General features: G+C 63.5%; 21 protein-coding genes. 9 read left to right on the top strand and 12 right to left on the bottom strand.

What is annotated here, in order from left to right; all coding sequences use genetic code 11:
- The first annotated feature begins 2 nt into the window (after positions 1-2).
- From AACG97_RS17540 to AACG97_RS17530, 3 genes are read left to right on the top strand one after another with little or no spacing between them, the layout of a single operon-like run.
- Positions 3-779, top strand: a complete 777-nt coding sequence (locus AACG97_RS17540) for a fimbrial biogenesis chaperone (RefSeq protein WP_115294170.1) — start codon at positions 3-5, stop codon at positions 777-779.
- Between the two features lie 12 nt (positions 780-791).
- Positions 792-3182, top strand: a complete 2391-nt coding sequence (locus AACG97_RS17535; protein ID WP_082437895.1) for a fimbria/pilus outer membrane usher protein — start codon at positions 792-794, stop codon at positions 3180-3182.
- Positions 3179-4150: a Csu type fimbrial protein gene (locus tag AACG97_RS17530; RefSeq protein ID WP_009685916.1), complete on the top strand. Its 972-nt coding sequence runs from the start codon at positions 3179-3181 to the stop codon at positions 4148-4150. The genes AACG97_RS17535 and AACG97_RS17530 overlap by 4 nt, the downstream gene beginning before the upstream one ends.
- 21 nt (positions 4151-4171) lie before the next feature.
- Here AACG97_RS17530 and AACG97_RS17525 read toward each other — a convergent pair whose 3' ends face one another.
- From AACG97_RS17525 to AACG97_RS17510, 4 genes are all read right to left on the bottom strand, one after another.
- The gene (locus AACG97_RS17525; protein ID WP_009685915.1) at positions 4172-5320 is read right to left on the bottom strand and encodes a M14 family metallopeptidase; all 1149 of its coding nucleotides are present in this window, start codon (positions 5318-5320) and stop codon (positions 4172-4174) included.
- A gap of 95 nt (positions 5321-5415) precedes the next feature.
- On the bottom strand, positions 5416-6219 hold the full coding sequence (gene dkgB / locus AACG97_RS17520; protein ID WP_009685914.1) for a 2,5-didehydrogluconate reductase DkgB: 804 nt from the start codon (positions 6217-6219) through the stop codon (positions 5416-5418).
- A gap of 260 nt (positions 6220-6479) precedes the next feature.
- A complete protein-coding gene (locus AACG97_RS17515) occupies positions 6480-6974 on the bottom strand; it encodes a DUF934 domain-containing protein (protein WP_009685913.1) in 495 nt (164 codons plus the stop codon).
- Positions 6958-8610 carry a nitrite/sulfite reductase gene (locus AACG97_RS17510; protein ID WP_009685912.1) on the bottom strand — a complete coding sequence of 551 codons (1653 nt, stop codon included), beginning with the start codon at positions 8608-8610 and terminating at the stop codon, positions 6958-6960. The genes AACG97_RS17515 and AACG97_RS17510 overlap by 17 nt, the downstream gene beginning before the upstream one ends.
- 214 nt (positions 8611-8824) lie before the next feature.
- Between AACG97_RS17510 and AACG97_RS17505 the strand changes: the two genes are divergently transcribed.
- On the top strand, positions 8825-9901 hold the full coding sequence (locus tag AACG97_RS17505) for an ABC transporter substrate-binding protein (protein WP_009685911.1): 1077 nt from the start codon (positions 8825-8827) through the stop codon (positions 9899-9901).
- A 277-nt stretch (positions 9902-10178) separates the two neighbouring features.
- Here the strand turns inward: AACG97_RS17505 and AACG97_RS17500 are convergent, their stop codons facing one another.
- Both AACG97_RS17500 and metH read right to left on the bottom strand, forming a co-directional pair.
- Positions 10179-10397: a DUF2970 domain-containing protein gene (locus tag AACG97_RS17500; RefSeq protein WP_009685910.1), complete on the bottom strand. Its 219-nt coding sequence runs from the start codon at positions 10395-10397 to the stop codon at positions 10179-10181.
- Between the two features lie 160 nt (positions 10398-10557).
- Positions 10558-14265: a methionine synthase gene (gene metH / locus AACG97_RS17495; protein WP_197885127.1), complete on the bottom strand. Its 3708-nt coding sequence runs from the start codon at positions 14263-14265 to the stop codon at positions 10558-10560.
- 180 nt (positions 14266-14445) lie between these two features.
- Here metH and AACG97_RS17490 point away from each other — a divergent pair, with 180 nt between their 5' ends.
- The 5 genes from AACG97_RS17490 (at position 14446) to AACG97_RS17470 (ending at position 19931) form a co-directional block, all read left to right on the top strand.
- Complete coding sequence (locus AACG97_RS17490; RefSeq protein WP_232555039.1) at positions 14446-16746, top strand: fatty acid cis/trans isomerase; 2301 nt, start codon at positions 14446-14448, stop codon at positions 16744-16746.
- Between the two features lie 113 nt (positions 16747-16859).
- Positions 16860-17894 carry an acyltransferase family protein gene (locus AACG97_RS17485; protein WP_197885128.1) on the top strand — a complete coding sequence of 345 codons (1035 nt, stop codon included), beginning with the start codon at positions 16860-16862 and terminating at the stop codon, positions 17892-17894.
- Between the two features lie 58 nt (positions 17895-17952).
- Positions 17953-18537 (top strand): Fe-S biogenesis protein NfuA, encoded by a 585-nt coding sequence (nfuA, locus tag AACG97_RS17480; protein WP_003250416.1) that lies wholly within the window; start codon positions 17953-17955, stop codon positions 18535-18537.
- Positions 18538-18839: 302 nt separating this feature from the next.
- On the top strand, positions 18840-19448 hold the full coding sequence (locus AACG97_RS17475; protein ID WP_009685906.1) for an SCO family protein: 609 nt from the start codon (positions 18840-18842) through the stop codon (positions 19446-19448).
- Positions 19449-19931 carry a copper chaperone PCu(A)C gene (locus AACG97_RS17470; RefSeq protein WP_197885130.1) on the top strand — a complete coding sequence of 161 codons (483 nt, stop codon included), beginning with the start codon at positions 19449-19451 and terminating at the stop codon, positions 19929-19931.
- A gap of 32 nt (positions 19932-19963) precedes the next feature.
- Here the strand turns inward: AACG97_RS17470 and AACG97_RS17465 are convergent, their stop codons facing one another.
- From AACG97_RS17465 to AACG97_RS17440, 6 genes are all read right to left on the bottom strand, one after another.
- Positions 19964-20191: a hypothetical protein gene (locus tag AACG97_RS17465; protein WP_029884913.1), complete on the bottom strand. Its 228-nt coding sequence runs from the start codon at positions 20189-20191 to the stop codon at positions 19964-19966.
- 72 nt (positions 20192-20263) lie between these two features.
- Positions 20264-21097 carry an AraC family transcriptional regulator gene (locus AACG97_RS17460; protein ID WP_225786096.1) on the bottom strand — a complete coding sequence of 278 codons (834 nt, stop codon included), beginning with the start codon at positions 21095-21097 and terminating at the stop codon, positions 20264-20266.
- Entirely contained in the window at positions 21094-21408 is a 315-nt protein-coding gene (locus tag AACG97_RS17455) for an AzlD domain-containing protein (protein ID WP_009685903.1), read from the bottom strand. The genes AACG97_RS17460 and AACG97_RS17455 overlap by 4 nt, the downstream gene beginning before the upstream one ends.
- On the bottom strand, positions 21405-22097 hold the full coding sequence (locus tag AACG97_RS17450; protein ID WP_197885148.1) for an AzlC family ABC transporter permease: 693 nt from the start codon (positions 22095-22097) through the stop codon (positions 21405-21407). The genes AACG97_RS17455 and AACG97_RS17450 overlap by 4 nt, the downstream gene beginning before the upstream one ends.
- A 121-nt stretch (positions 22098-22218) precedes the next feature.
- Positions 22219-22914, bottom strand: a complete 696-nt coding sequence (locus AACG97_RS17445; RefSeq protein ID WP_047149981.1) for a hypothetical protein — start codon at positions 22912-22914, stop codon at positions 22219-22221.
- A gap of 139 nt (positions 22915-23053) precedes the next feature.
- Entirely contained in the window at positions 23054-24136 is a 1083-nt protein-coding gene (locus AACG97_RS17440; protein WP_009685900.1) for a hypothetical protein, read from the bottom strand.
- Positions 24137-24166: the final 30 nt, after the last annotated feature.

Raw genomic sequence — 24166 nt, 5'->3', positions numbered from 1 at the left:
TGATGGCAGTAGGCGCGAAGTGGGCGCAAGGGCTGATCGGGTTGTGGTGGTTGGCAAGCCTGCCGGCTGGTGCAGCCACCTCGGTGTTGATCTGGCCGATCGACCCGGTGCTGGAGGCCGACCAGAAGGCCGGCGCACTGTGGCTGGAGAACCGCGGTACCGAGGCTGCCAACTTGCAGGTGCGGGTGTTTGCCTGGCACCAAGGGCGTTACCAGGAGCAGTTCCAGGCCCAGCGCGAGATCATCGGCAGCCCCCCGGTGGCCAATATTCCTCCTGGGCAGAAGCAATTGATCCGCCTGACCCGCACAGGCCCTTCACCTGCCGGCCAGGAAAAGGCCTATCGCATCATCATCGACGAAATTCCGCCGGCCATCCCGCTCGACAAGGCCGGCCCCGGCACCACGGCCGCCATTCGGCTGCAGATGCGCTATTCCGTACCGCTGTTCGTCTACGGCGAAGGGCTGTGGGGCAAGGCGGACCCCGAGGGCGGGCGCACCGCCGCCAGCGTGGGCAAGCCCCAGTTGAGCTGGCGGCCTGTCACGGTGCAGGGCAAGCCTTATGTGGAACTGCGCAATACCGGCCCGGTGCATGCACGGCTGACCGACGTGGTGCTGCAGCAGGGCGGCCAGCGCAAGGCGCTGGCCGAAGGTTTGCTGGGCTATGTGCTGCCGGGCGCGAGTATGCGTTGGCCGGCACCCGTGGCGCTCAATACAGGCAGTGTGCTGCAAGGCCGGGTCAACGGCCAGGCCACGGCCGGCACCCTACCCCAGGGGCAGTGAACCAGCACCAGAATGCAGCGCAGGGGCCAAGGAGGACCCGGCAATGGTTGGATACCGTGTGTGAAATGGCTAGCGCTGAGGTTGCGCCGCGGGTGCCTGCAGTTGGCCGTGCTTGGCCCAGCGCTGGCGCTGGCCGACGACCTGCCGCCGCCGCCCTCGGAGCTGTCCGCCATTGCCGACGCCACGCTGTTCCTCGACCTGATGGTGAACCGCATGCCCAAGGCTGAGCTGGTGCCGGTGCAGCAGCGGGCCGGCCAGTTGTACCTGGACAGCGCCGTGTTGCGTGCGGCGGGTGTGACACTGCCCGGCGACCCCCAGGGCGAGGTCGCCCTCGACGCGGTGAGCGGGCTGCACGCCGATTACGACAGCCGGAACCTGCGGCTGTTGCTGCAAGTGCCGCCGGCCTGGTTGCCCGAGCAGCAGGTCGGCGATCGTAACCTGTACCCGCCCAGCGATGCGCGGAGCAGCTTCGGCGCGTTGTTCAACTACGACCTGTACCTGAACGACACCGATGACGGCGGCACCTACCTGGCGGCCTGGAACGAACTGCGCGTGTTCGACGGCTGGGGCACCTTCGCCAGCACCGGGCAATGGCGCCAATCGTTCAATGGCGCGCAGGCCGACCCGGCAAGGCGGGGCTTTCTGCGCTACGACACCACCTGGCGCTTCACCGACGAGCAGCGCCTGTTGACCTACGAGGCCGGCGATTTCGTTACCGGGGCACTGCCCTGGACCCGTTCGGTACGGGTGGGCGGCGTGCAACTGTCGCGCGACTTCGCCGCGCGGCCGGACCTGGTCACTTACCCCTTGCCGGCGTTTGCCGGCGAAGCCGCGGTACCGACCTCGCTCGACCTGTTCATCAACGGCTACAAGGCCAGTTCCAACGAATTGCAGCCAGGCCCCTACACGCTGACCAATGTGCCGTTCATCAACGGTGCCGGCGAAGCGGTGGTGGTCACCACCGACGCCCTGGGCCGGCAGGTTTCCACCACCTTGCCGTTCTACGTCACCAGCAGCCTGTTGCAAAAAGGCCTGTCAGACTATTCGATAGCGGCCGGGAGCCTGAGGCGTGACTACGGTGTGCGGGACTTTGCCTACGGCGCGGGGGCGGCCAGCGCCAGCCTGCGCCATGGGGTAAGCGACACGTTCACCGTGGAAACCCACCTTGAAACCGCTGCCTCGCTGATGCTGGGTGGCCTGGGTGGCAACCTGCGGCTGGGCAACTTCGGTGTGCTCAATGCCGCGCTCGCGCAGAGCCGTTTCGACGGCGATCAGGGGCAGCAGGTCGCGCTGGGTTACCAATACAACAGCCAGCGCTTCGGTTTCAGCTACCAGCGCCTGCAACGCCGTGCCGACTATGCCGACCTGAGCCGGGTCGACACCCCGGACATACAGGCAAGCACACGCAGCGAGCAGGTCAGCCTCAGCCTCAGCCTTGACAGGTACGGCAACGTCGGTGCCGGCTACTTCGACGTGCGCGCTGCAGACGGCACGCGTACCCGGCTGATCAACCTGAGCTACAGCAGGCCGTTGTCAGGCAGCAGCAGTGTGTACCTGTCGGCCAACCGCGAAATCGCTGGCGGGCAGTGGGCCGTGCAGGCGCAACTGGTGATTCCGTTCGACACCCATGGCACGCTGGCGCTAGGCCTGGAACGCAGCAACACCGGTGAAACCCTGCAGCGGGTCAATTACGGGCGCGCCGTGCCGGTAGGCAGCGGCGTGGGCTATAACCTCGGCTATGCCCAGGGTAGCGACCGCGATGCCTATCGCCAGGCCGATGTGACCTGGCGCTTGCAGTCGGTACAGCTACAGGCCGGCGTATATGGCAGCAGCGGCGCAACGACCCGCTGGGCCGATGCCAGTGGTTCGCTGGTATGGATGGATGGGCTGTTCGCCGCCAACCGGATCGACGACGCTTTCGTCGTGGTCAGTACCGACGGCTATGCCGATGTACCGGTGCGCTATGAAAACCAGGAGGTCGGCCGTACCGACGCCGGCGGCCACCTGCTGGTGCCGTACAGCAGTGGTTACTACCGCGGCAAGTACGAGATCGACCCCATGGACCTGCCGCCCGATGTGCTGGCGCCGAATGTGGAGCAGCGTGTGGCCGTGCGCCGCGGCAGTGGCTACCTGCTGGAGTTCCCGCTGAAACGGGTACTGGCGGCGAGCATCGAGCTGGTTGATGCCAGCCAGCAGCCGCTGAAACTGGGCAGCCGGGTGACCCACGAGCAATCGGGCAGCCAGGCTGTGGTCGGTTGGGACGGGCTGGTGTACCTGGAGAACCTGTCGCCACGCAACCGCCTGCAGGTCGCGCTGGAGGGGGGCGGGCGCTGCCAGGTCGAGTTCGACTTCCCCGAAGCGCGAGGTTCGATCCCGTTGCTTGGGCCGTTGGTGTGCCGATGACGGCCTGGCAGCGGGGCCTGCTGGCAAGCTTGCTGTGGTTGCCCATGGGGGCCGCCTGGGGGTTGTGCTCATCGGTGGCGACCCTGCCGGCCGCGTTCGGCAGCCTCAATTCCACGCAGGTGCGCACCACGGCACAGAACGCCTCGACCCTGAACTCGGGGTTGCAGTGCACAGGGTCGCTGCTGAGCGTGCTGAGCAACAGCGACCATTTCTATCTCACTATCACGTCGCCCAGCAGCGGCCTGGTAGGCCCGACGGGGGATGTGATTCCTTACACGGTGTACGGCGACAACACCACCAATTACCCGATTGCCCGCGGCGTGGCCTATGACTTCGCCCGTACCGGCATTCTCGACCTGTTGGGTTTGCTCGGCGGCACCACCCCCAAATCGGTGCCGCTGTACATGCGCACCCAGGTGGGCAGCAATGTCGCCGCTGGCCTGTACCAGGAAACCCTGACCATTGCCTGGAGCTGGGACTACTGTTCGGGCATTGGCTTGCTCGGCGCCTGCCTTGGGCGCGACATCGGTTCAGGCAGCAAAACCCTGACCGTGAGCCTGACAGTGACCAACGATTGCCAGATCACCACGCCCAACATCAACTTCGGCAGTGCCCCGGTGGTGGCAGGGTTCGCCACGGTCAGCCAGAGCCTGAGTGTGTCGTGCACCAAGGGCAGCAACTACACGGTTGGCCTGGACGACGGGCAGAACGTGGCCAATGGCAGGCGGCGCATGAAATCTACCACCAGCAATTACCTGGCATACGACATTTTCAAGGGGGCCGGTACGGTGCGGTGGGGCGCAGTTGGTGCGGCACGCCGCGCGAGCACTGATGCGGATGTGAACCCCGGTGCCGGTACCGGCACCGGCAGCCAGGTGTTCAACTACAACGCCAAGGTCTACACCGATCAGGCCACGCCGCCCGCGGCCAGCTATACCGACAGTGTGATCCTGGATGTGCAGTTTTGAAGGCATGCGCCAGCCGCGGGGTCAGCGCAAGTCGCCAAGCATGCCTGCCAGCGTCTCCAGCACGGCGCCGGCCAGTGCCTTGGAGCGCGCGCCCGACCAGCCGGTGGCGGCGTTGGGCGCATCATCATGGTCCTTGAATGGCATTTCCAGGGTCAGCGACAGGCAGTCGTACGCCATGCCCACCGCATTGCAGGCCAGGGTGGTGTTCGCCTGGCCAGGCTCGTCGCGGGTGTAGCCATGTACCGTCTGGAAGTCGGGGGTAAGGCTGCACAGGGTGCTGCGGAACTGCGCCTCAAGCTTTGCCAGCCGGGGTGTGTAGCCTGGGTTGCCCTCGCACGCCGCCGTGAATACATGGGGGATTTCTTCATCACCGTGCACGTCGATGAAGGCGTCCACACCATATTGCTTCATCTGCGCCTGGGCGAAGAACACTTCCGGGGTGAGTTCGACACTGGCGTCCTGCCAGGCACGGTTGAGGTCCTTGCCTTTGAAGTTGGTGCGCAGATGGCCAAGGAAGGCGCCGTCGGGGTTCATGTTGGGGATCAGGTACAGATCGGCTTTGCCCAGCAGTTGCTGAATCACCGTGTCGTTAGCCTGCAGGCGGTCTATCACGCCCTCCATGAACCATTCGGCCATGTGCTCGCCGGGGTGTTGCTGGGCGATCAGCCATAGCTTGCGCTTGCCCTCGGCACCATCACCCGCCCGTAGCAGGGGAATGTCCCGGCCTTGCACGCTGCGGCCGCTGGCCAGCAATTCGACACCGGGCAGTTGCCGGGCCCGCTCGATCAACTGGTTGTGGCGAGCGCGCGGGTAAGGTTCGAAGTAGGCGAACCAGACCTGTGGCTGCTCAGCCTTGAGCTCGAACGAAAGCGCGCTGCCATCGAACTGGCTGGGTACCCGGAACCAGCGTTGCTGGTCGTAACTGGCAACGGCGTTGTAGCCGCTCCAGGCATGCTTGTACGAAGCGCCAGAGGCGTTGTCGAGGCTGAAGCGGTGGACCTGGCCCGGCGTCAGCCCGCTGACCCTGAAGTGGAACCACTGGTAATGGTCGCTGTGGGTGTCCGGGCGGATGGCCAGGCGCACCTGCGCCGGGTTGCTGGCATCCAGTACCTGGATATTGCCAGAATCGAAATCGCAGTCGATGTGCAGGGGGGACAGCGTTACGCTCATGGGCCGGGCTCCTTTGTGGGCATTGTTGTAGGCGTACTGTACACGGCTTGGCCGTGCAAAGTGGCGCTCGGTCCCATGCCCCCCTGCAGAGTGTCTCAGTCCCAATCAGGGGCAAGGCCCGGCGGGCTGACTTCACGGCCATTGCGTTCCAGCGTGGCGATGCGTGCCATGTCCTGGTCATCCAGCTTCAGGCTACGGGCCAACAGGTTGCTGGCCAGGTTCTCGCGCTTGGTCGACGAGGGGATCACCGCGTAGCCCAGTTGCAGTGCCCAGGCCAGGGCAACCTGGGCCACGGTGGCCTTGTGCTTGGTGGCGATCTCGGTCAGCACCGGGTCCTTCAGCACCTTGCCGTAGGCCAAGGTCATGTAGGACGTGACAGTGATGCCTTGCGCCTCGAGATAGGCAGCCAGCTTGCTGTTCTGCAAGTACGGGCTGAGCTCGATCTGGTTGGTGGCGATTTCGCCTTTGCCCACCACCTCGATGGCTTGCTCGGTCAACGCGATATTGAAGTTCGACACCCCGATCTGGCGGGTCAGGCCCGCTTTCTTGACCTCGGCCAAGGCGGCCATGTAGGCGGGCAGGTCAACGCCGTTGCCCGGGGCTGGCCAGTGGATGAGCAACAGGTCCACGTAGTCGGTGCGCAGTTTTTTCAGGCTTTCCTTCAAGCTGTCTTGCAGCTTGTCATGGGCATAGTTGTCGACCCAGATCTTGGTGGTAATGAACAACTCACCGCGTGGTACACCGCTCTCGGCGATGGCCTGGCCGACCTCTGCTTCGTTCTTGTAGACCTGCGCGGTGTCGATGGCCCGGTAGCCCAGCTTGAGGGCGGCCTTGACCGAGTCGATGACCGTCTGGCCTGTGAGGCGAAAAGTACCGAGACCAAAAGATGGAATGCTCATGAGGTGGCTCCTGCTAGGTGAGGGAAGGGGCTGGAATTCAGCCAGGGGGGCAGCCCCGTCCGTTGTTTGAGTGTGGAGCAGTGTGCAAGTTTGATGCGATTTGATTAAGGCGGGGTTCGACCAAGGACATTTGATCCCCAGGCAAAAAAGGGCGCAGGCGTGGGTGGGCTGGGAGGAAGCTGGGGCAGGGTTGAGCGGTACCGGCGGGTACAAATGAAACGGCCCGCCATTGCGGCGGGCCGTGGTGTTGCAGGTGGCAATCAGCGGCGACGGAACAGCGGCAGCGGCTCGTCGGTAGCGGCCTGGTAGGTCACCGAGAAGTCCTTGAGGCCCTGCAATGCGTCTTCCGGGTCCTTGTCGGCACGGATGGCGAATGCATCGAAACCGCAACGGGCCATGTAGAACAATTGGTCGCGCAGTACGTCACCAATGGCACGCAGCTCGCCCTTGAAGCCGTAGCGGTCACGCAGCAGGCGCGCGTTGGAGTAGCTGCGCCCGTCGGTGAAGGCGGGGAAGTTCAAGGCGATGACCTGGAAGTACTGCACGTCTTCACCGATTTCTTCGGCTTCCTGGTCGCTGTCCAGCCACACGCCAAGGCCGCCGTCGCGGGCCTTGAGCACATGGGCATGGTCACGCCACATCTGCAGCGGAACGATGTAGTCGTCGCAGTTGGTCAGCTCGTCGAAAGACGTTTCCTTGGGCAGCAGGTGCCAGGTTTCGTCGACGATCTGATTGTTCTTAATGATTCGCTGCATAGACGCGTTCCTTGAAGGGGTCGATACCGATACGCTGGTAGGTGTCGATGAAACGCTCTTCCTCGGTACGTTGCTCGACGTACACCGCGATCAGCTTTTCGATCACATCGGCCATGTCATCCTGGGCGAAGGACGGGCCGAGGATCTTGCCCAGGCTTGCGCCGCGTGCAGCGTTGCCGCCCAGCGACACCTGGTAGAACTCCTCACCTTTCTTGTCCACGCCGAGGATGCCGATGTGGCCCACGTGGTGGTGGCCGCAGGCGTTCATGCAGCCGGAAATGTTCAGGTCGATTTCGCCGATGTCGAACAGGTAGTCCAGGTCGTCGAAGCGGCGCTGGATGGACTCGGCAATCGGGATCGACTTGGCATTGGCCAGCGAGCAGTAATCACCGCCCGGGCAGCAGATGATGTCGGTCAGCAGGCCGATGTTCGGGGTGGCGAAGCCGCTTTCGCGCAATTCCAGCCACAGCGCGTGCAGTTGGCGCTGCTCGACATCGGCCAGGATGATGTTCTGCTCGTGCGAAGTACGCAGGAAGCCGAAGCTGTAGCGCTCGGCCAGGTCGGCCACCGCGTCCAGCTGCTTGTCGGTCAGGTCACCCGGGGCCACGCCGGTGGGTTTGAGCGACAGGGTAACGGCCACGTAACCCGGCCGCTTGTGAGCGCGGGTGTTGCGCGAGCGCCAGCGGGCGAAGCCAGGGTACTCGGCGTCCTGGGCGGCGAAGTCGACGTTGTCCAGGGCCAGGTATTCGGGGTCGACGAAGTGGCGCGATACCCGCTGCACTTCGGCTTCGGTCAGGGTAGTGCTGCCGCCACGCAGGTGGACCATTTCGGCCTCGACCTTTTCGGCGAACACTTCCGGGGTCAGGGCCTTGACCAGGATCTTGATCCGCGCCTTGTACTTGTTGTCACGGCGACCGTAACGGTTGTACACGCGCAGGATGGCGTCGAGGTAGCTGATCAGGTCTTGCCACGGCAGGAATTCGTTGATGAACGAGCCGACCACCGGGGTACGCCCCAGGCCGCCGCCTACCAATACGCGGAAGCCCAGCTCACCGGCCGCATTGCGCACCGGCTCCAGGCCGATATCGTGCACTTCGATGGCGGCACGGTCTTCCTGCGAGCCATTGATGGCAATTTTGAACTTGCGCGGCAGGAAGGCGAATTCCGGGTGGAAGGTGGTCCACTGGCGCACAATTTCGCACCATGGCCGTGGGTCGATGACCTCGTCTGCAGCAACCCCGGCGAACTGGTCGGTGGTGGTGTTGCGCAGGCAGTTGCCGCTGGTCTGGATCGCGTGCATCTGCACTTTGGCCAGCTCGGCAAGGATGTCTGGAACATCTTCCAGCGCCGGCCAGTTGTACTGCACGTTCTGCCGGGTGGAAATGTGGGCGTAGCCCTTGTCGTAGTCGCGGGCGATCTTGGCCAGGGTGCGAACCTGGGTGGCGTTCAGCTGGCCGTACGGCACGGCGACACGCAGCATCGGCGCGAAACGTTGGATGTATAGGCCGTTCTGCAGGCGCAGAGGGCGGAATTCTTCTTCGCTCAGCTCACCGGCCAGGTAGCGGCGGGTCTGATCACGGAACTGCTTGACGCGGTCCTCGATGATCCGCTGATCGTACTCGTCGTATACGTACATAAAAGTCCTGTCTCAGGCATGCAGCTATTCGCGCGCACGGCCGCGCACTCCGGTACGGAGCCGGGGAACGATAGCAGGTTGCGTTTATGCGCTAAAGTGATGTTTTTGCATATGAAAAGAACCAAATGGACTATGTGAGACTGACTGCCATTTGTGCCCAGTATACCGGCGCGGCGGGTATAATCCGCGGTTTGCGTTACAGGGATGCCAGCCCATGTTGAAGGCGTTGTGCCAAAGCATTTGTCTTGCCTTGCCGCTGGCGGCGAGCGCACAACCGGCTTCGGTGGTGTTCCTCAACCCGGGGCTGTCCAGTGAGACGTTCTGGAACAGCTACAGCCGGTTCATGCAGGCCGCCGCCCAGGAGCTGGGCATGACCCTGCGCGTGCAATACACCGAGCGCAGTGCCGACCAGGCGTTGACCCAGGCAAGGGCGATACTCACCGCGCCGCAGCGGCCCGATTACCTGATAGTGGTCAACGAGCAATACGTGGCGCCGGAAATCCTGCGCCTTTCGCGCGGCACTGGGGTGAAGCTGCTGCTGGTGAACAATGGCCTCACGGCCAGCCAGGAGCGCAGCATCCTGGCCCAGCCCGACAAGTTTGCCGCGCCACTGGGCACACTGACCAGCAATGACGAACAGGCGGGTTTCGAGATGTTGCATCAGATGGTCGCGCGATTGCCACGTGGCCATGGCCCGGTAGAGTTGCTGGCGTTTGTCGGCGTCAAGACCACGCCGGCCTCGCAACTGCGCGAGCAGGGTATGCGCAGGGCGCTGGCCGATTTCCCCCAGGTGCGCCTGCGTCAGGTGGTGTATGGCGGCTGGAGCCGACAGCGGGCCTACGAGCAGGCGCAGCTGCTGCTGCAGCGTTACCCGAACATCGGCCTGGTGTGGTCGGCCAATGACGAAATGGCCTTCGGCGCCATGCAAGCTTTCCAGGAAGCCGGCCATACGCCGGGGCGTGACGTGCTGTTCGGTGCTGTGAACAGCTCGCCCGAGGCGCTGCGTGCGCGCATCGACGGCCGCCTGAGCGTGCTGTTGGGTGGGCATTTCACCCTCGGTGGCTGGGCCATGGTGATGCTGCACGATGATGCCCAGGGGCTGGCGCTGAACCGTGATGGCTTGCGTGTACACACGGCGCCGGTCATGCAGGTGATTGACCCGGCCAAGGCCAGGCGTTGGCTGAAACTGCTGGAGCGGGACGACTATGGCGTGGATTTTCAGCGTTACAGCGCCGAAGGGCGGCCTGCCAGTTACCAATACCCGTTTTTGACGTCGCCGGTCGAATATTGAAAGACCCTGCTTGAGAGAAGGGCATTGCTCGTCTTAACTGCTGGTTGTGAAGTGCATTCCCATAACCACTACAAGAGGCAATGCAATGGGAAACTCAACCAAGGTCCGCAAAGCTGACAGCAGTGTCGATGCCTGGGCGATCCTCTGCCTGATCGTGCTGGTGGTCGTCACCGCCGTTTACTGGGTCAGCCACCAGTGACTTGAACCTTCCGACCGTGATGCAGCCACGGCGCCTGCGGCAGCCATTGCGCAGGTGTTGTGCTTTGCGGCCCCGTGATTAACGCGCGGTAAGGTGTAGCGCCAGTTGCACCAGGCCAATCAGCACGGCAATGAACACCAAGGTGAACAGTGTGCCCATGACGATGAAATGGCTTGCCTTGCCATGGGTGAAGTCGCGGGCGCGGTTCTTGCCGCTTTGCACGCCGAAGGCGGCGGCGAGGATGCTGTGCAGCATCTGCCAGAAGGTCGGCGGTTTGCCTTGGCTGGAATCGTCCATGGTGGCTCCTGAATAATCAGAGGCAATCAGGGACAGTGTAGGTGGGGTTTGCCGCTACCGTGCAACCCGTTCGCGACCCGAGCCCGCGCCTGCCGAAGCAACCGGGCCCGGGCAGCCGCAACCGGGTGTCGCGAAGGGCCGCAAGGCGGCCCCGGCAGACTCAGCTGTCGTAACCCAGGTTAGGGGCCAGCCAGCGCTCGCTGACGCTGACATCCTGGCCTTTACGCGCGCTGTAACACTCGATCTGGTCCTTGTCGACCTTGCCCACGGCAAAGTACTGCGCCTGCGGGTGGGCGAAGTACCAGCCACTGACCGCCGCGGCCGGGAACATCGCGAAGTGCTCGGTGAGGAACACGCCGCTTGGCCCGGTTTCGCCAATGGCCGTGCCATCGAGCAGGCGGAACAGGGTCTCTTTTTCGGTATGGTCCGGGCAGGCCGGGTAGCCCGGTGCCGGGCGGATGCCGCGGTACTGCTCCTTGATCAGCGCTTCGTTGTCCAGTTGCTCGTCGCGGGCATAACCCCAGTGTTCCTTGCGCACCTGTTCGTGCAGCCATTCGGCACAGGCTTCGGCCAGGCGGTCGGCCAGGGCCTTGACCATGATCGAGCTGTAGTCGTCGCCTTTGTCCTGATACGCCTTGGCCACTTCCTCGGCACCAATGCCGGCCGTGGTGATGAAGCCCCCCACGTAATCGGTCACGCCGCTGCCTTTGGGCGCGACGAAGTCGGCCAGCGACCAGTTGGCCTTGCCGTCCGGCTTGATGGTTTGCTGGCGCAGGTGGTGCAGGGTGGCCAAGGTCTGGCCATCTGCACCGTAGACTTCGATATCGTCATCGGCGACCTGGTTGGCCGGCCAGAAGCCGAACACCGCCCGGGCACTGATCAGCTTTTCGTCGAACAGCTTGTCGAGCATTTCGCGGGCATCGTTGTACAGCGCCGTGGCCGCTTCGCCGACCACCTCGTCGGTGAGGATGCGCGGGAACTTGCCGGCCAGGTCCCAGGAAATGAAGAACGGTGTCCAGTCGATGTATTCGGCCAAGGTGCGCAGATCGATGTCTTCCAGCACCTTCACGCCGGTGAAGGAGGGTACCGCTGGCTGGTAGCCGGCCCAATCGTATTGCGGCTTGGCGGCGATTGCCTGGGCGTAGCTCAGGCGCTCGGTACGGGCACTGCGGTTGGCGGTGCGTTCGCGTACTTCCACGTACTCCTGGCGGGTCCGCTCGATGAAACCTGGCTTGAGCTCCCTGGACAGCAGCTGGGTAGCCACGCCAACCGCGCGCGAGGCGTCGGTGACGTAGACCACGGCATCGTTGCTGTACTTCGGTTCGATCTTGACGGCGGTATGCGCCTTGGACGTCGTGGCGCCCCCGATCATCAGCGGCAGCGTGAAGCCCTGGCGCTGCATTTCGCGGGCAACGTGGACCATCTCGTCCAGCGACGGCGTGATCAGGCCGGAGAGGCCGATGATGTCGCACTTTTCGTCGCGAGCGGTTTGCAGAATTTTCTCGGCCGGCACCATCACGCCAAGGTCGACGATATCGTAACCGTTGCAGCCCAGCACCACGCCAACGATGTTCTTGCCGATGTCGTGCACGTCGCCTTTCACCGTGGCCATCAGGATCTTGCCTTTGGCTTCGGGCTTGTCACCTTTCTCGGCCTCGATGAAGGGGATCAGGTGCGCCACTGCCTGCTTCATCACCCGGGCCGACTTGACCACCTGGGGCAGGAACATCTTGCCCGCGCCGAACAGGTCCCCGACCACGTTCATGCCGTTCATCAGCGGGCCTTCGATCACTTCGATCGGGCGTGCGCACTGCTGGCGGCACGCTTCGGTGTCCTCGACGATGAATGCGGTAATGCCCTTGACCAGCGCGTGCTCCAGGCGTTTTTCCACCGGCAGCGAGCGCCACTCTTCGTTTTCCACCTCCTTGGTGGCGCCGCCGCCGCGGTAGTCTTCGGCGATTGCCAGCAGGGCGTCGGTACCGTGCGGGGTGCGGTTGAGCACCACGTCCTCGACCTTTTCGCGCAGCGCAGCGGGAATTTCGTCGTAGATTTCCAGCTGGCCGGCGTTGACGATACCCATGGTCAGGCCGTTCTGGATCGCGTGGTAGAGGAACACCGAGTGGATCGCCTCACGCACCGGGTTGTTGCCACGGAACGAGAACGACACGTTGGACACACCGCCCGAGCTCAGCGCATGCGGCAGGTGGTCGCGAATGTAGGCACAGGCTTCGATGAAATCGACGGCGTAGTTGTTGTGCTCTTCGATACCGGTGGCGACGGCGAAGATATTCGGGTCGAAGATGATGTCTTCCGGCGGGAAGCCCACTTCGTTGACCAGGATGTCGTAACTGCGCTGGCAGATTTCCTTCTTGCGCGCAGCCGTGTCGGCCTGGCCCACTTCGTCGAAGGCCATGACCACCACGGCGGCGCCGTAGCGTTTGCACAGGCGGGCATGGTGCTTGAACTGCTCCACGCCTTCTTTCATGGAAATGGAGTTGACGATGCCCTTGCCCTGGATGCACTTCAGGCCCGCCTCGATCACTTCCCACTTCGACGAGTCGATCATGATCGGCACGCGCGAGATGTCCGGTTCGCCAGCGATCAGGTTGAGGAAGCGGACCATGGCGGCCTGGGAGTCGAGCATCCCTTCGTCCATGTTGATGTCGATCACCTGGGCGCCGGCTTCGACCTGCTGCAGGGCGACTTCCAGGGCTTCGGTGTAGTTCTCTTCACGGATAAGCCGGGCGAACTTGGCGGAGCCGGTGATGTTGGTACGCTCGCCAACGTTCACGAACAGCGACTGGCGGTCGATGGTGAACGGCTCCAGGCCCGACAGGCGGCAGGCCTTGGCGATTTCCGGAATCTCGCGTGGCGGGTATTTGGCGACCGCTTCGGCAATCGCCTGGATGTGGCCTGGGGTGGTACCGCAGCAACCGCCGATGATGTTGAGGAACCCGCTGGCGGCGAACTCCTCGACCACCGCGGCCATTTCGGCAGGGCTTTCGTCGTATTCACCGAAGGCGTTGGGCAGGCCGGCGTTGGGGTGTGCCGAGACATGGGTGTCGGCCTTGGTCGACAGTTCTTCCAGGTACGGGCGCAGGTCCTTGGCGCCCAGGGCGCAGTTCAGGCCCACGGAAATCGGCTTGGCGTGGCGTACCGAGTTCCAGAACGCTTCGGTGGTCTGGCCCGACAGGGTGCGCCCGGAGGCATCGGTAATGGTGCCGGAGATCATGATCGGCAGTTCGATGCTGTCTTCCTCGAACACCTGTTGCACGGCGAAGATCGCCGCCTTGGCGTTGAGGGTGTCGAAGATGGTCTCGATCAGGATCAGGTCGGCGCCGCCTTCGATCAGGCCACGGGTGGCCTCCACATAGTTGACCACCAGCTCGTCGAAGGTGACGTTGCGGTAGCCAGGGTCGTTGACGTCCGGTGAAATCGAGCAGGTGCGGCTGGTAGGGCCGAGCACGCCAGCAACGAAGCGCGGCTTGTCGGGGGTTTCCAGCGTCTTGGCATCGGCCACCTGGCGGGCAATGCGCGCACCTTCGACGTTCAGCTCGTAAACCAGCGATTCCATGCCGTAGTCGGCCTGGGAGATTTGCGTGGCATTGAAGGTGTTGGTTTCGAGAATATCCGCGCCCGCATCCAGGTAGGCTTTCTCGATGGCAGCGATCACGTCTGGGCGGCTGAGCAGCAACAAATCGTTGTTACCCTTGACATCGCTTGGCCAATCGGCGAAACGCGTGCCACGATAGTCGTGTTCCTCGAGCCGGTAGCTTTGGATCATAGTGCCCATGCCGCCGTCGAGGATCAGGATGCGCTCTTTGAGGGCGTTCTGGAGTGCTTGGAGACGAGCGCTGCGGTCGGACATAGGAACTACCTGGTCGGGCGAATATCAGAAGGGGCCGAATCATAACAAAGCTGCGCGGTTTTTAGGTGCATCGCCCATTTCCATGAATTCTGCTCATGTTGGCCTAGCCGGTGAAAAACGGTGGCCAAGGACGACCAGGCAACAAATCGTGATGGCTTCAAGAACCAGGACTTTCCGCACATGGTGCAACGTATCCTTGCCGGCGCTTTCGCCCTGCTCCTCAGTGGCGCGGTGCTTGGGCAAGCTCCCCAGTCGAGCCCGGCCATATCCTACACCCGGGACGTTCAACCCATTTTCACCGAGAAATGCGTGGCCTGCCACGCCTGCAACGATGCCGCCTGCCAACTGAAGCTGGAAAGCCCCGAAGGCGCAGTACGCGGGGCCAGCAAGGTTCCGGTGTACCAGGGCGAGCGCAGCCAGGCAGTGCCCACCACGCGGCTGTTCTACGACGCCCACAGCGAGAGCGAGTGGCGCAAGAAAGGCTTCTACTCGGTGCTCGACAACCAGGGCAGCCAGGCCGCGCTGATGGCGCGCATGCTCGAACTGGGGCACAAGACGCCACTCACGCCCAATGCCAAGGTGCCTGACGAGATCGTCCTGGGCCTGAACCGCAACAACATGTGCCCCTTGCCCCATGAGTTCGATGCCTACGCCGGCGCCCATCCCAGGGAAGGCATGCCGCTGGCCGTGACCGGGTTGACGGACCAGGAATACGACACCATGCGCCGTTGGCTGGCCGCCGGCGCGCCGGTCGAATACCAGCCGATCCAACCCAGCGCTGCCGAAGCCCGGCAAATCGCCGAATGGGAGGAACTGCTCAACCGCCCGGGCTCCACCGAAGCACTGGTTGGCCGCTGGCTGTACGAGCACCTTTTCCTGGCGCATATCTATTTTACAGGGGGTGAGCAGGGCCATTTCTTCCAGTGGGTGCGCTCGCGTACGCCAAGCGGCCAGCCAGCAGACATCATCGCCACGCGGCGGCCCAACGACCCGCCCGGTACCGACTTCTACTACCGGTTGATCCCGGTGCAGGGCGTGATCGTGCACAAGACGCACATCACCTACCCAATGGGGCCGCAAAAGCTCAAGCGGGTGAAGCAGCTGTTCTATGCCGGTGACTGGCATGCCAGCGCGCTGCCCGGCTATGGCCCACGCCACCGCGCCAACCCGTTCGAAACCTTCGAGGCCATCCCGGCGGTGGCGCGCTACCAGTTCATGCTGGATAACGCCGAGTACTTCGTGCGCACCTTCATCCGCGGGCCTGTCTGCCGGGGGCAGATCGCCACCGACGTGATTCGCGACAACTTCTGGGCGTTGTTCCAGGAGCCCGCGCACGACCGCTACATCACCGATGCGCACTACCGCGGCGAAGCCACGCCGTTGCTGGCCATGCCAGGCCAGAACGACGACGTGGGCAGTGTGCTGAGCCTGTGGCACGCGTACCGCGACAAGCGCAACGCGTATGAAAAGCTGCGCCGGGAAGCCTATGCCGAGCTGCCGGCCCCAGGCTGGGCGACGCTGTGGGCCGGTAACGACAATGCCTTGCTGAGCATATTCCGTCATTTCGACAGCGCCTCGGTCACCAAGGGCCTGGTCGGCGACGTGCCCCTTACCGTCTGGCTGTTCGACTACCCGCTGCTCGAACGCACCTATTACCAGCTGGCAGTCAATTTCGATGTGTATGGCAACGTGTCCCACCAGTTGCAGACGCGCCTGTACTTCGACCTGATCCGCAACGGTGCCGAGGTCAATTTCCTGCGCCTGATGCCGGCAGACCAGCGCAAGGCGATTCTTGGCGACTGGTACCAGAACAGCGGCAAGGTCAAGATGTGGCTGGACTACGAGGACATCGACAGTGACACGCCGAGCGGTATCAAGCTTGACCCGCGCAACCCCACGCGCGACTTCGGCCTCAAGCTGTTGCAGCGCACCGGCAGCCTGAATGCCGCGCCCGACCCGATCAACCGCTGCCAGGGCGCCTTCTGCTCGCGGCCGCAAATGAGCGAAGAGTTCCGCAATGCCGAGCAGTCGCTAAGCCGCCTGGTCTCGCGCCCGGCGGCCGGGCTGAAGGTGATCAACCAGCTGCCCGAGGCGACGATGTTGCGCATCGAAGGGCAGGGCGGCCAGCGCCAGGTGTACAGCCTGCTACGCAACCGCGCGCACAGCAACGTGGCCTTCCTGCTTGGCGAGGCCTATCGCTACCAGCCTGGCCTGGACACCCTGACCCTGTACCCCGGTGTGCTCAGCAGTTACCCCAACTTCATGTTCAACATCCCGACCAAGGATGTGCCGGAATTCGTCGAGGACATGGAGTACGCGAAGGACGATGCGGCGAAGTTCGAACGCATTGTCATGCGCTGGGGCGTGCGCCGCAGCCACCCAGAGTTCTGGCGCTACTTCCATGACCTGAACAGCTTCATCAAGGAAACCGAGCCGCTCGAGGCCGGGGTGCTGGACATGAACCGCTACGAAAACCTCTGATCGGTTTGGCTGACCTTTCCGATACACCTGCGGTCGGAAAGGGTTAGGTGGCCTGTATCGGTGCTCACGCAGCCGATACGGGCCTCAATGCACCGAAAAGCGCAGGTTCTTTCATGTTGTATTCGCTTCAGGCATTGCGGGCGTTCGCCGCTTGGGTGGTGGTCTGCCACCATTTCATGCAGATCTTCTTCGATTTCCATGCCACGGGCCCCGTCGGCCAATTGCTCACTGACCGGGGCGCCGTGGGCGTGGACATCTTCTTCGTGATCAGTGGGCTGGTCATCTACCTGTCGACCTGCGACAAGCCGGTCGAGCCGCGCCAGTTTCTGCTCAACCGGGTGCTGCGCATCGTTCCCGCCTACTGGTTCTATACGGCCCTGATGGCCTTGCTGTTGCTGGCGTTTAGCCAATGGATGCCGCACCAGGTGTTCAGTTGGCATCACCTGCTGCTGTCGCTGCTGTTCATCCCGGCGGAGAACCCCGGCGGTTATGGCCTGTATCCCACCTTGAACGTGGGCTGGACGCTGAACTTCGAAATGTTCTTCTACCTACTGTTCGGCCTGGCTTTCCTTGTGCGCAAACGGCACCACCTGTTGCTGGTGGCTGGCGCCTTGCTGCTGGTCAGCGAGGTGCTGGGGCGGTTTGGCTTGCTCAGCCGCTTTTACAACAACGACATCATCTATGAGTTCCTGCTCGGCATCGGCCTTGGGGTCTTGTACCGCCATGGGCTGATCCGCCAGGGCCGGGTGCTGGCGTTGCTGTTGCTGGGGGCGGCAGGCCTGGCCATCTATCACCTCGATGCATCGCAGCGTTTGCTGCATTGGGGCGTGCCGAGCGCAATGATCGTGCTGGCCTTCATCGCCCTGGAACCGATGTTCAAAGGCAACCGGCTGCTCAAGGCGCTGGGCGACTGCTCGTATTCCGTGTACCTGGTCCATGTGCTGGTGCTGTATGCCGGCTGGTTCGCCAGCCAGCGGCTGCAGTTGAATCCTTACTGGGTATTCGCCGTGTGCGTGCCGTCCATTGGACTAATGTCGTGGTTCAGCTATTGCTGGCTGGAACGTGGCCTGTACCGGCGCATGCAGGCGTGGCTGGCGGCGCCGCGAGGGGGCGAGCCGGCCTATGCGCTTTCCCGAGTCAAATACTAGGACTTTGTTCGATGCGCCGGTTGGCGTACACTTGGCGGCAAGTCTGTGAGGAACCTACATGAGCGCTATAACCATTACCGACGCCGCCCATGACTACCTGGCCGATCTGCTCTCCAAGCAGAACACGCCTGGCATCGGCATTCGTATTTTCATCACCCAGCCGGGCACCCAGTACGCCGAAACCTGCATCGCCTACTGCAAGCCGGGCGAAGAGAAGCCTGACGACACCGCCGTTGGCCTCAAGAGCTTTACCGCTTACCTGGATGCGGTCAGCGTGCCGTTCCTGGAAGATGCCCTGGTCGATTACGCCACCGACCGCATGGGTGGCCAGCTGACCATCAAGGCGCCGAACGCCAAGGTGCCGATGGTCAATGAAGACAGCCCGATCAACGAGCGTATCAACTACTACCTGCAGACCGAGATCAACCCTGGTCTGGCCAGCCATGGCGGCCAGGTCAGCCTGGTAGATGTAGTGGACGACGGCATTGCTGTGCTGCAGTTTGGCGGTGGTTGCCAAGGGTGCGGCCAGGCTGACGTAACTTTGAAAGAAGGCATCGAGCGCACCCTGCTCGAGCGTATCCCGGAGCTGAAGGGCGTGCGTGACGTGACTGACCACAGCCAGAAAGAAAACGCCTACTACTAAGCCTTCCGGCAGCTGCTGGGCTGCAGCAGCACCGTTGCCTTGGCTCATGCTTGCTCTGGCTGCGTTGCAGCCCGATCGCGACACGAGGCCGCGCCTGAACAGGCCGCTAAAGTCCGCACACTTAGCAATAAAGTGTTACGTTTTCAAGCCCTGCGACAACAGGCCGCAGCCCGTATTTCAAGGGCTGCAGGCCTTACCTGCCCAAGTCGGGTAGAACCCCTCTGGGTGTCATGCCAGAATGCCCCGGTTTTTTCGACCGGCCCGTCCCGAGGGCCGGCACCTTCCCTGTAAAGGATGGTTTCATGAATGATCTATATAGCCGGCGGGCAGTCGTCGCCGGCATGGGCGTTCTCGGGCTCGGCCTGCTGGCGGGCTGCAGCCCGGCGCGGGGGCTCGAGTTCAAGTACGGCAAGAACATGAGCAACGAGATCCTCGGGCGCAAGTTCAGCCTCAAGGACCCGCAAGGCAACGTGCGTACCCTGTCGAGCTTCTACGGCAGCATGCCCATGATTTTCTTCGGTTTCACCCAGTGCCCGGCGATCTGCCCGACCACGCTGGCGCGTGCGGCGCAGATACGCAAGACGCTGCGCGGCCGCGACCGCGACCTGTTCCAGGTGGTGTTCATCACCCTGGACCCGGAGCGCGACACCCCCGAGGTGCTCGATGCCTACGTCAAGGCCTTTGACCCCACGTTCATCGCACTGACCGGCACCCCCGAAGAAATTGCCGCAGTAGCCAAGGAATTCAAGGTGTTCTACGAGAAAGTCCCGGCCGGGGACACCTACACCATTTCTCATTCGTCCACCAGCTACGTCTACGATACACGTGGCACCCTGCGCCTGAGCCTGGGCCATTCCCTGACAGCCAAGGAATGCGCCGAAGACCTGGTCACCCTGATGGAGATCTGCTGAATGTTGATGCAACCGATCAAACGCGGCTTGACTGCCCTGGCCCTTGCCGGGCTGGCACTGCCGGCCCTGGCCCAGACCACCGTGAGTGAAGCCTGGGTGCGTGCCAGCGTGCCGCACCAGCAGTCCACCGGCGCATTCATGACCCTGACCGCCAGCAGCGACAGCAAGCTGGTGAGCGTGGCGTCGCCAGTTGCCAAGACCGTTCAGGTACACGAAATGACCATGAACGGCGATGTGATGGGCATGCGTGAGGTGAAGGCTGTCGAGCTACCCGCGGGCAAAGCCGTTACGCTGGACCCGAATGGGCTGCATGTGATGCTGATGGGCCTGAACGGCCAGGTCAAGGAAGGCGAAAAAGTACCGCTGAGCCTGACCATCGAAGACGCCACAGGCGCCAAGGAAACCTTGGAAGTGCAGGCTGAAGTGCGCGCGCTCACCGCCGAGGCGGGCGGCGGCCACGACCACATGCACATGCAGCACTGACAGGTTCCAGCAAGGCAGCCTTGGCGCGCCGGTCAACTGCGAAACTTGGGCAGTGGCCGGTCGAGGGTCAGCGAGGTCAAGGTCTTGCGGACTTGCGCCTCGTCGGCTTCCAGCGCCCGTAAACTCGCGCGAATCTTGCCTGCGGCGGGCACATCGCCCTGCCGGTCGATCCAGTCGGCAATCTCCTTGCACGCGCTACTCAGGCAGGCCTGGCGCTGGTTCATCAGCGACAGTAGGGTGGTGAGCTCTCTTTGGGACATGGCAGGATCCTCCGTTCAGCCCTGTTAGTGTAGCAGTGGCTAGGCGGCCTGCCTGTGGCGAGGTGCCACAGCTCAGCCTGACCTCCAGGCGCTGCGATAAACGCCCGGCGGCACGCCGTAGGCCTGCTTGAACTGCCGGCTCAGGTGGCTCTGGTCGGCAAAGCCCAAGTCGAACGCGACCTGCGACGCTACCAGGCCGCTTTTCAGCATTTCCCGTGCACGGGCCAGGCGCCGCTGTTTGAGCCAGGCATGCGGCGGCAGGCCGGTAGCCTGGCGAAACACCCGGGCGAAGTGAAATGGCGACAGGTTGACCGCCGCTGCCAGCGCCTCCAGCGAAGGCGGGTCGGCCAGCCGGCTTTCCAGCAGTTCGCGCGCGCGGGCCACTGCCAGGGGCTCTTGGCCCGGGGCCGAAGGCGCCGCGCATTGCCCATGGCGCTGCACCAGCGCCAGCACCGCCTGGCGCCAGGCGGTTTGCTGCTGCAGGGCGCTGGCACCGGCTTCTGACAACTGGTGCAGTTGGCTGAATGCAACGGCCAGCGCAGGGTCTTGGATCACGCTGGCCTTGAAGCTGGGCATGCCGTGACGCCCCAGCTCCAGTTCCTCGAGCACCCCTGTGACCCGTTCATGATCGGGGTAGAAACCGCGATAGCGCCAACCTGCTTCGTGAGCGGTGACGCCGGTGTGCAGTTCGTCCGGATTGATCAACACCATGCTGCCGACCGGGGCCAGGTGCTCGCTGCCGCGGTGCCAGAAACGCTGGGCCCCGGACTCGATCACGGTGAACACATAACCCTCGTGGACATGCGGGGCAAAGCGCTGCTGAACGTAACGCGCGTGCAGCATCTCGACGTCACCCAGCGCTGGCGCCTGCCAAAGGTGTGTCTGCTCGCGCAGTGCCCCGCTCATGCCAGCCAACTGCGCAACAGGAAGAAGATCAACATGCTCACCAGCATGCTCAGCACTACGCTGCGGGTCAACAGCACCAAGGTGATGGCCGCCAGTGAGCCCAGCAGGTAGGGGTTGAGCAGGCTCAGTTCGAGCTGGTGCTCGGGCAGGAAAATGATGGGGCCGCAGATAGCCGTGAGCATGCCCGGCACGGCAAAGCCCAGAAATTGCCGCGCGTTGGAGCTAAGCCGTAAGGGCAGGCGCGGTTCCAGAAACGCGTAGCGATTGAGAAACACGATGGCGCCCATGGCAAAAATCAGCACCCAGGTCATGTGCGTGCTCCGGCAAATTTCTGGCAGATGAAACCGGCGCTCATGCCCAGCAGCCCGGCGGCGACCAGGGCGGTCTCCCAGTGCCAGTAGCTGAACAATACCGAGCAGAACAGCGACACGGCTACGCACGCCAGCGTGGCGAGGTTGCGCACCAGTGGCGCGATCAAGGCCACGAAGGTGGCGACGATGGAAAAGTCCAGCCCGTACTGGTTCAGGTGTGGAATGCTCTGGCCCAGCAGGATGCCGGCCAGGGTGAACAGGTTCCAGGCAACGTAGAAGGTCAGGCCCACCCCTAACGCGTACCAGCGGTTGAACTGCTGCTGGTCGTACTGGCTGGTCAGGGCGAAGAATTCGTCGGTCAACAGAAAACCCAGGCCCAGCCGCCAGCGCAGCGGCTGGTTGGACAGCACTGGGCGCATCGACAGGCCATACAGCAGGTGCTGTGAGGTCAACAGCAAAGTGGTCAGCAGTATCGATGCCAGGTTCGCGCCGCCCTTGAGCATGCCGATGGCCACCAGTTGCGCGGCGCCGGCAAAGACGATGGCCGACAGCCCTTGGCCCTGCCAAGGGCTTAGGTTGGCCTCGATGGCCATCGACCCGGCGAGCAGGCCCCAAGGGGCGACGGCAAGGGACAGCGGCAGGATGGCGATGGCGCCGTGGAGAAAGGCTTGGCGAGCAATGGTGGGCATGGTGTCTGCAATGCGTTTACAGGGCAGGCCAGCATGCCAGACGGGCAGGGGGTTGGCTTGAACGATCTTGCTGGTCGACAGCGCTTTTGGCATGGGCGCCCGTAATGCCCCCGGGCACCGGCTAGGGGTGTCGGGTCAGGTGTTGCTGCGCTGTCACGCAGCCATTGATGTCGACCGCCTTCTGCAGCAGGCTCAACCGGTGCTGTGGGTCCAGTTCGCTGAGCAGGCGGTACACCTCGGCCTGGTAGTCACGCTGGCGGCCCCACAGCATTTCCAGGCCTTGTGGCTGGTTGCGTCGGCAGGCCAGCTGGGTGGCAGGCTGCGGGTAATAGGGGGCGTACACGGTGGCCATGCTGGGGATGGCCTCCAGGGCTGTGCGGTAATCGCTACTGGCATTGTAGGGCTGGCACCAGGTGGCGATGGCCGGTGCGGGTGCGGCAAAGCCCTGCTTTAGGCTGGCTTCGAGCAACGGGCAGGCAGCTTCAGGGATCTGCGCCGCGGGAAGGTAGGTCATGTAGTACAGGGCCAACCGGTACTGGGCGACCGGGTGGCCCAGCTCGACCGACTTTTTCAACAGGGCCACCGCTGTAGGCAAGGTGTGAGCCATTGCCTGCCCCTGGCGGCTGAGCTCCGGGTCGGCGCCCAGCGACGTGCGCAGGGTGCTGCTGCCTTCTTCCTGATTGTCGGCCTGTTCCAGCAATGGCAACGCCTGGCGGTAGAGCAGGTCGGCATGCGGGTCGATATTAACCTCCAGCGCCTGGGCAGCCAGCGGCAGTAACGCAACCAGCAGCGCGGGCAGGCGCATGGCCAGGCTCACAGGTGAACCCCATGGGCGGCCAGGTGAGAGTGCACGGTTTCGACGGTCATGGCGGTCAAGCATTGCGCCTCGGGGAAATCGGAACGACCACGTATTCTAGCCAGCCAAGGGGCCTGGCCGAAAGGCCGCTGTGCAAATGTCAGACGAGTCTGATAGGGGTGACATTACGTTGGGCGTGTTTTTCCTGGGCCAGGCCCAGCTTGGCGGTGATCACCTTGGCCAAGGCATTGTTGCCCAGGTCGTTCAGGTGCAGGCGATCGATGAACAAATCTGCCCCGAACACGGGCGAGCTGCTGAGCATGCCGTTCATGTCGTAGCAGGGGACCGGATCGGCCTGGCTCTTGATGCGGCGAAAAAACGCCGAGTGCAGTTGGCTGTCGAACGCGCCGTCGAGCAGCCGGTCGAAGTTGCCCGGCTGCTGCTCCAGTGCCGCCAACATGGCCTGTTCACCGGCAGGCAGGGTTTCCCGGCACCAGGGCAGCAACGGTTGCAGGATGAAGGTCAGGGTGGCATGGCTGTCGGCCAGCAACCGGTCCCACTGCCGCAGCGTGCGGCCAATGGTGTCGGCGGCGCGGGCCAGGCGCTTCTCCGGGGCGGATAGCGGCCAACTGCCCACGGCTTCGGCTGGCGGCGGCGGCGCCAAGGCTTGACCAATGCGCCGCCACAACGATTGCCGGCGGGCGGCGGTGGCAGGCTGCAGGCCTTCGCTGAAGCTGTTGAGAAAGTCTTGGTAAGCCTTGCCATGGGCCGCTGCGGGGCTGGCAAGCACTTCGCACAGGGCTTCGTGGGCCAGGCTGTTCAGGCCGCTGAGCACGACCACGTGGCCGAGCTGGCCCAGGCGATGCTGGTGGGTCAGGAACAACAGCAGCTCCTGGCTGGCATTGAGCCCGCAACCGGCCAGGCTCAGCCAGACTTCGCCGGTGAGCATCGACAGGTGCGAGGCCACGGTGTGCTCGTCGGAGCTGGCGCCGATGCCCAGGGCTGTCGAGCCACCCACCAGCAAGTTGATGCGTGAAGCGCCGCCGCGCTCGCCCGCAGAAAAGCGCTTGCCGGCGCAATGGCTGTAGCGCAGGCCCAGGGCATCGGTGTTGATGGTGCCGGAGCGGTAGCTGGTTTCGTGCACATGCATGGTGTGTGGCGCGCGGCGGCTGCCGCGCAGCAGAAAGCGCTGGTAGTCCTGTGGTAGCGGCGAAGGAGGCGGGCTGGTGTGGGTGGGGTTCATGAATGCTCCTTCAATGGCGCCGTAGGGTGC

The organism is Pseudomonas sp. Nvir, from assembly GCF_963778085.1.
In the GTDB taxonomy this organism is placed as follows: Bacteria; Pseudomonadota; Gammaproteobacteria; order Pseudomonadales; family Pseudomonadaceae; genus Aquipseudomonas; species Aquipseudomonas juntendi.
The sequence above is the reverse complement of the archived record's forward strand: the minus strand, read 5'-3'. Positions and strand labels throughout refer to the sequence as shown.

Excerpts from the sequence above, each read along its gene's own strand:
- AACG97_RS17490 (WP_232555039.1), top strand. The coding sequence starts at position 14,446 with ATGGTGCAACGTATCCTTGCCGGCGCTTTCGCCCTGCTCCTCAGTGGC.
- AACG97_RS17450 (WP_197885148.1), bottom strand. The coding sequence starts at position 22,097 with ATGCCCACCATTGCTCGCCAAGCCTTTCTCCACGGCGCCATCGCCATC.
- nfuA (WP_003250416.1), top strand. The coding sequence starts at position 17,953 with ATGAGCGCTATAACCATTACCGACGCCGCCCATGACTACCTGGCCGAT.
- AACG97_RS17505 (WP_009685911.1), top strand. The coding sequence starts at position 8,825 with ATGTTGAAGGCGTTGTGCCAAAGCATTTGTCTTGCCTTGCCGCTGGCG.
- AACG97_RS17465 (WP_029884913.1), bottom strand. The coding sequence starts at position 20,191 with ATGTCCCAAAGAGAGCTCACCACCCTACTGTCGCTGATGAACCAGCGC.
- AACG97_RS17440 (WP_009685900.1), bottom strand. The coding sequence starts at position 24,136 with ATGAACCCCACCCACACCAGCCCGCCTCCTTCGCCGCTACCACAGGAC.
- dkgB (WP_009685914.1), bottom strand. The coding sequence starts at position 6,219 with ATGAGCATTCCATCTTTTGGTCTCGGTACTTTTCGCCTCACAGGCCAG.
- AACG97_RS17460 (WP_225786096.1), bottom strand. The coding sequence starts at position 21,097 with ATGAGCGGGGCACTGCGCGAGCAGACACACCTTTGGCAGGCGCCAGCG.
- AACG97_RS17510 (WP_009685912.1), bottom strand. The coding sequence starts at position 8,610 with ATGTACGTATACGACGAGTACGATCAGCGGATCATCGAGGACCGCGTC.
- AACG97_RS17515 (WP_009685913.1), bottom strand. The coding sequence starts at position 6,974 with ATGCAGCGAATCATTAAGAACAATCAGATCGTCGACGAAACCTGGCAC.
- AACG97_RS17530 (WP_009685916.1), top strand. The coding sequence starts at position 3,179 with ATGACGGCCTGGCAGCGGGGCCTGCTGGCAAGCTTGCTGTGGTTGCCC.
- AACG97_RS17475 (WP_009685906.1), top strand. The coding sequence starts at position 18,840 with ATGAATGATCTATATAGCCGGCGGGCAGTCGTCGCCGGCATGGGCGTT.
- AACG97_RS17535 (WP_082437895.1), top strand. The coding sequence starts at position 792 with ATGCAGCGCAGGGGCCAAGGAGGACCCGGCAATGGTTGGATACCGTGT.
- AACG97_RS17500 (WP_009685910.1), bottom strand. The coding sequence starts at position 10,397 with ATGGACGATTCCAGCCAAGGCAAACCGCCGACCTTCTGGCAGATGCTG.
- AACG97_RS17455 (WP_009685903.1), bottom strand. The coding sequence starts at position 21,408 with ATGACCTGGGTGCTGATTTTTGCCATGGGCGCCATCGTGTTTCTCAAT.
- metH (WP_197885127.1), bottom strand. The coding sequence starts at position 14,265 with ATGTCCGACCGCAGCGCTCGTCTCCAAGCACTCCAGAACGCCCTCAAA.
- AACG97_RS17525 (WP_009685915.1), bottom strand. The coding sequence starts at position 5,320 with ATGAGCGTAACGCTGTCCCCCCTGCACATCGACTGCGATTTCGATTCT.
- AACG97_RS17485 (WP_197885128.1), top strand. The coding sequence starts at position 16,860 with ATGTTGTATTCGCTTCAGGCATTGCGGGCGTTCGCCGCTTGGGTGGTG.
- AACG97_RS17540 (WP_115294170.1), top strand. The coding sequence starts at position 3 with ATGGCAGTAGGCGCGAAGTGGGCGCAAGGGCTGATCGGGTTGTGGTGG.
- AACG97_RS17470 (WP_197885130.1), top strand. The coding sequence starts at position 19,449 with ATGTTGATGCAACCGATCAAACGCGGCTTGACTGCCCTGGCCCTTGCC.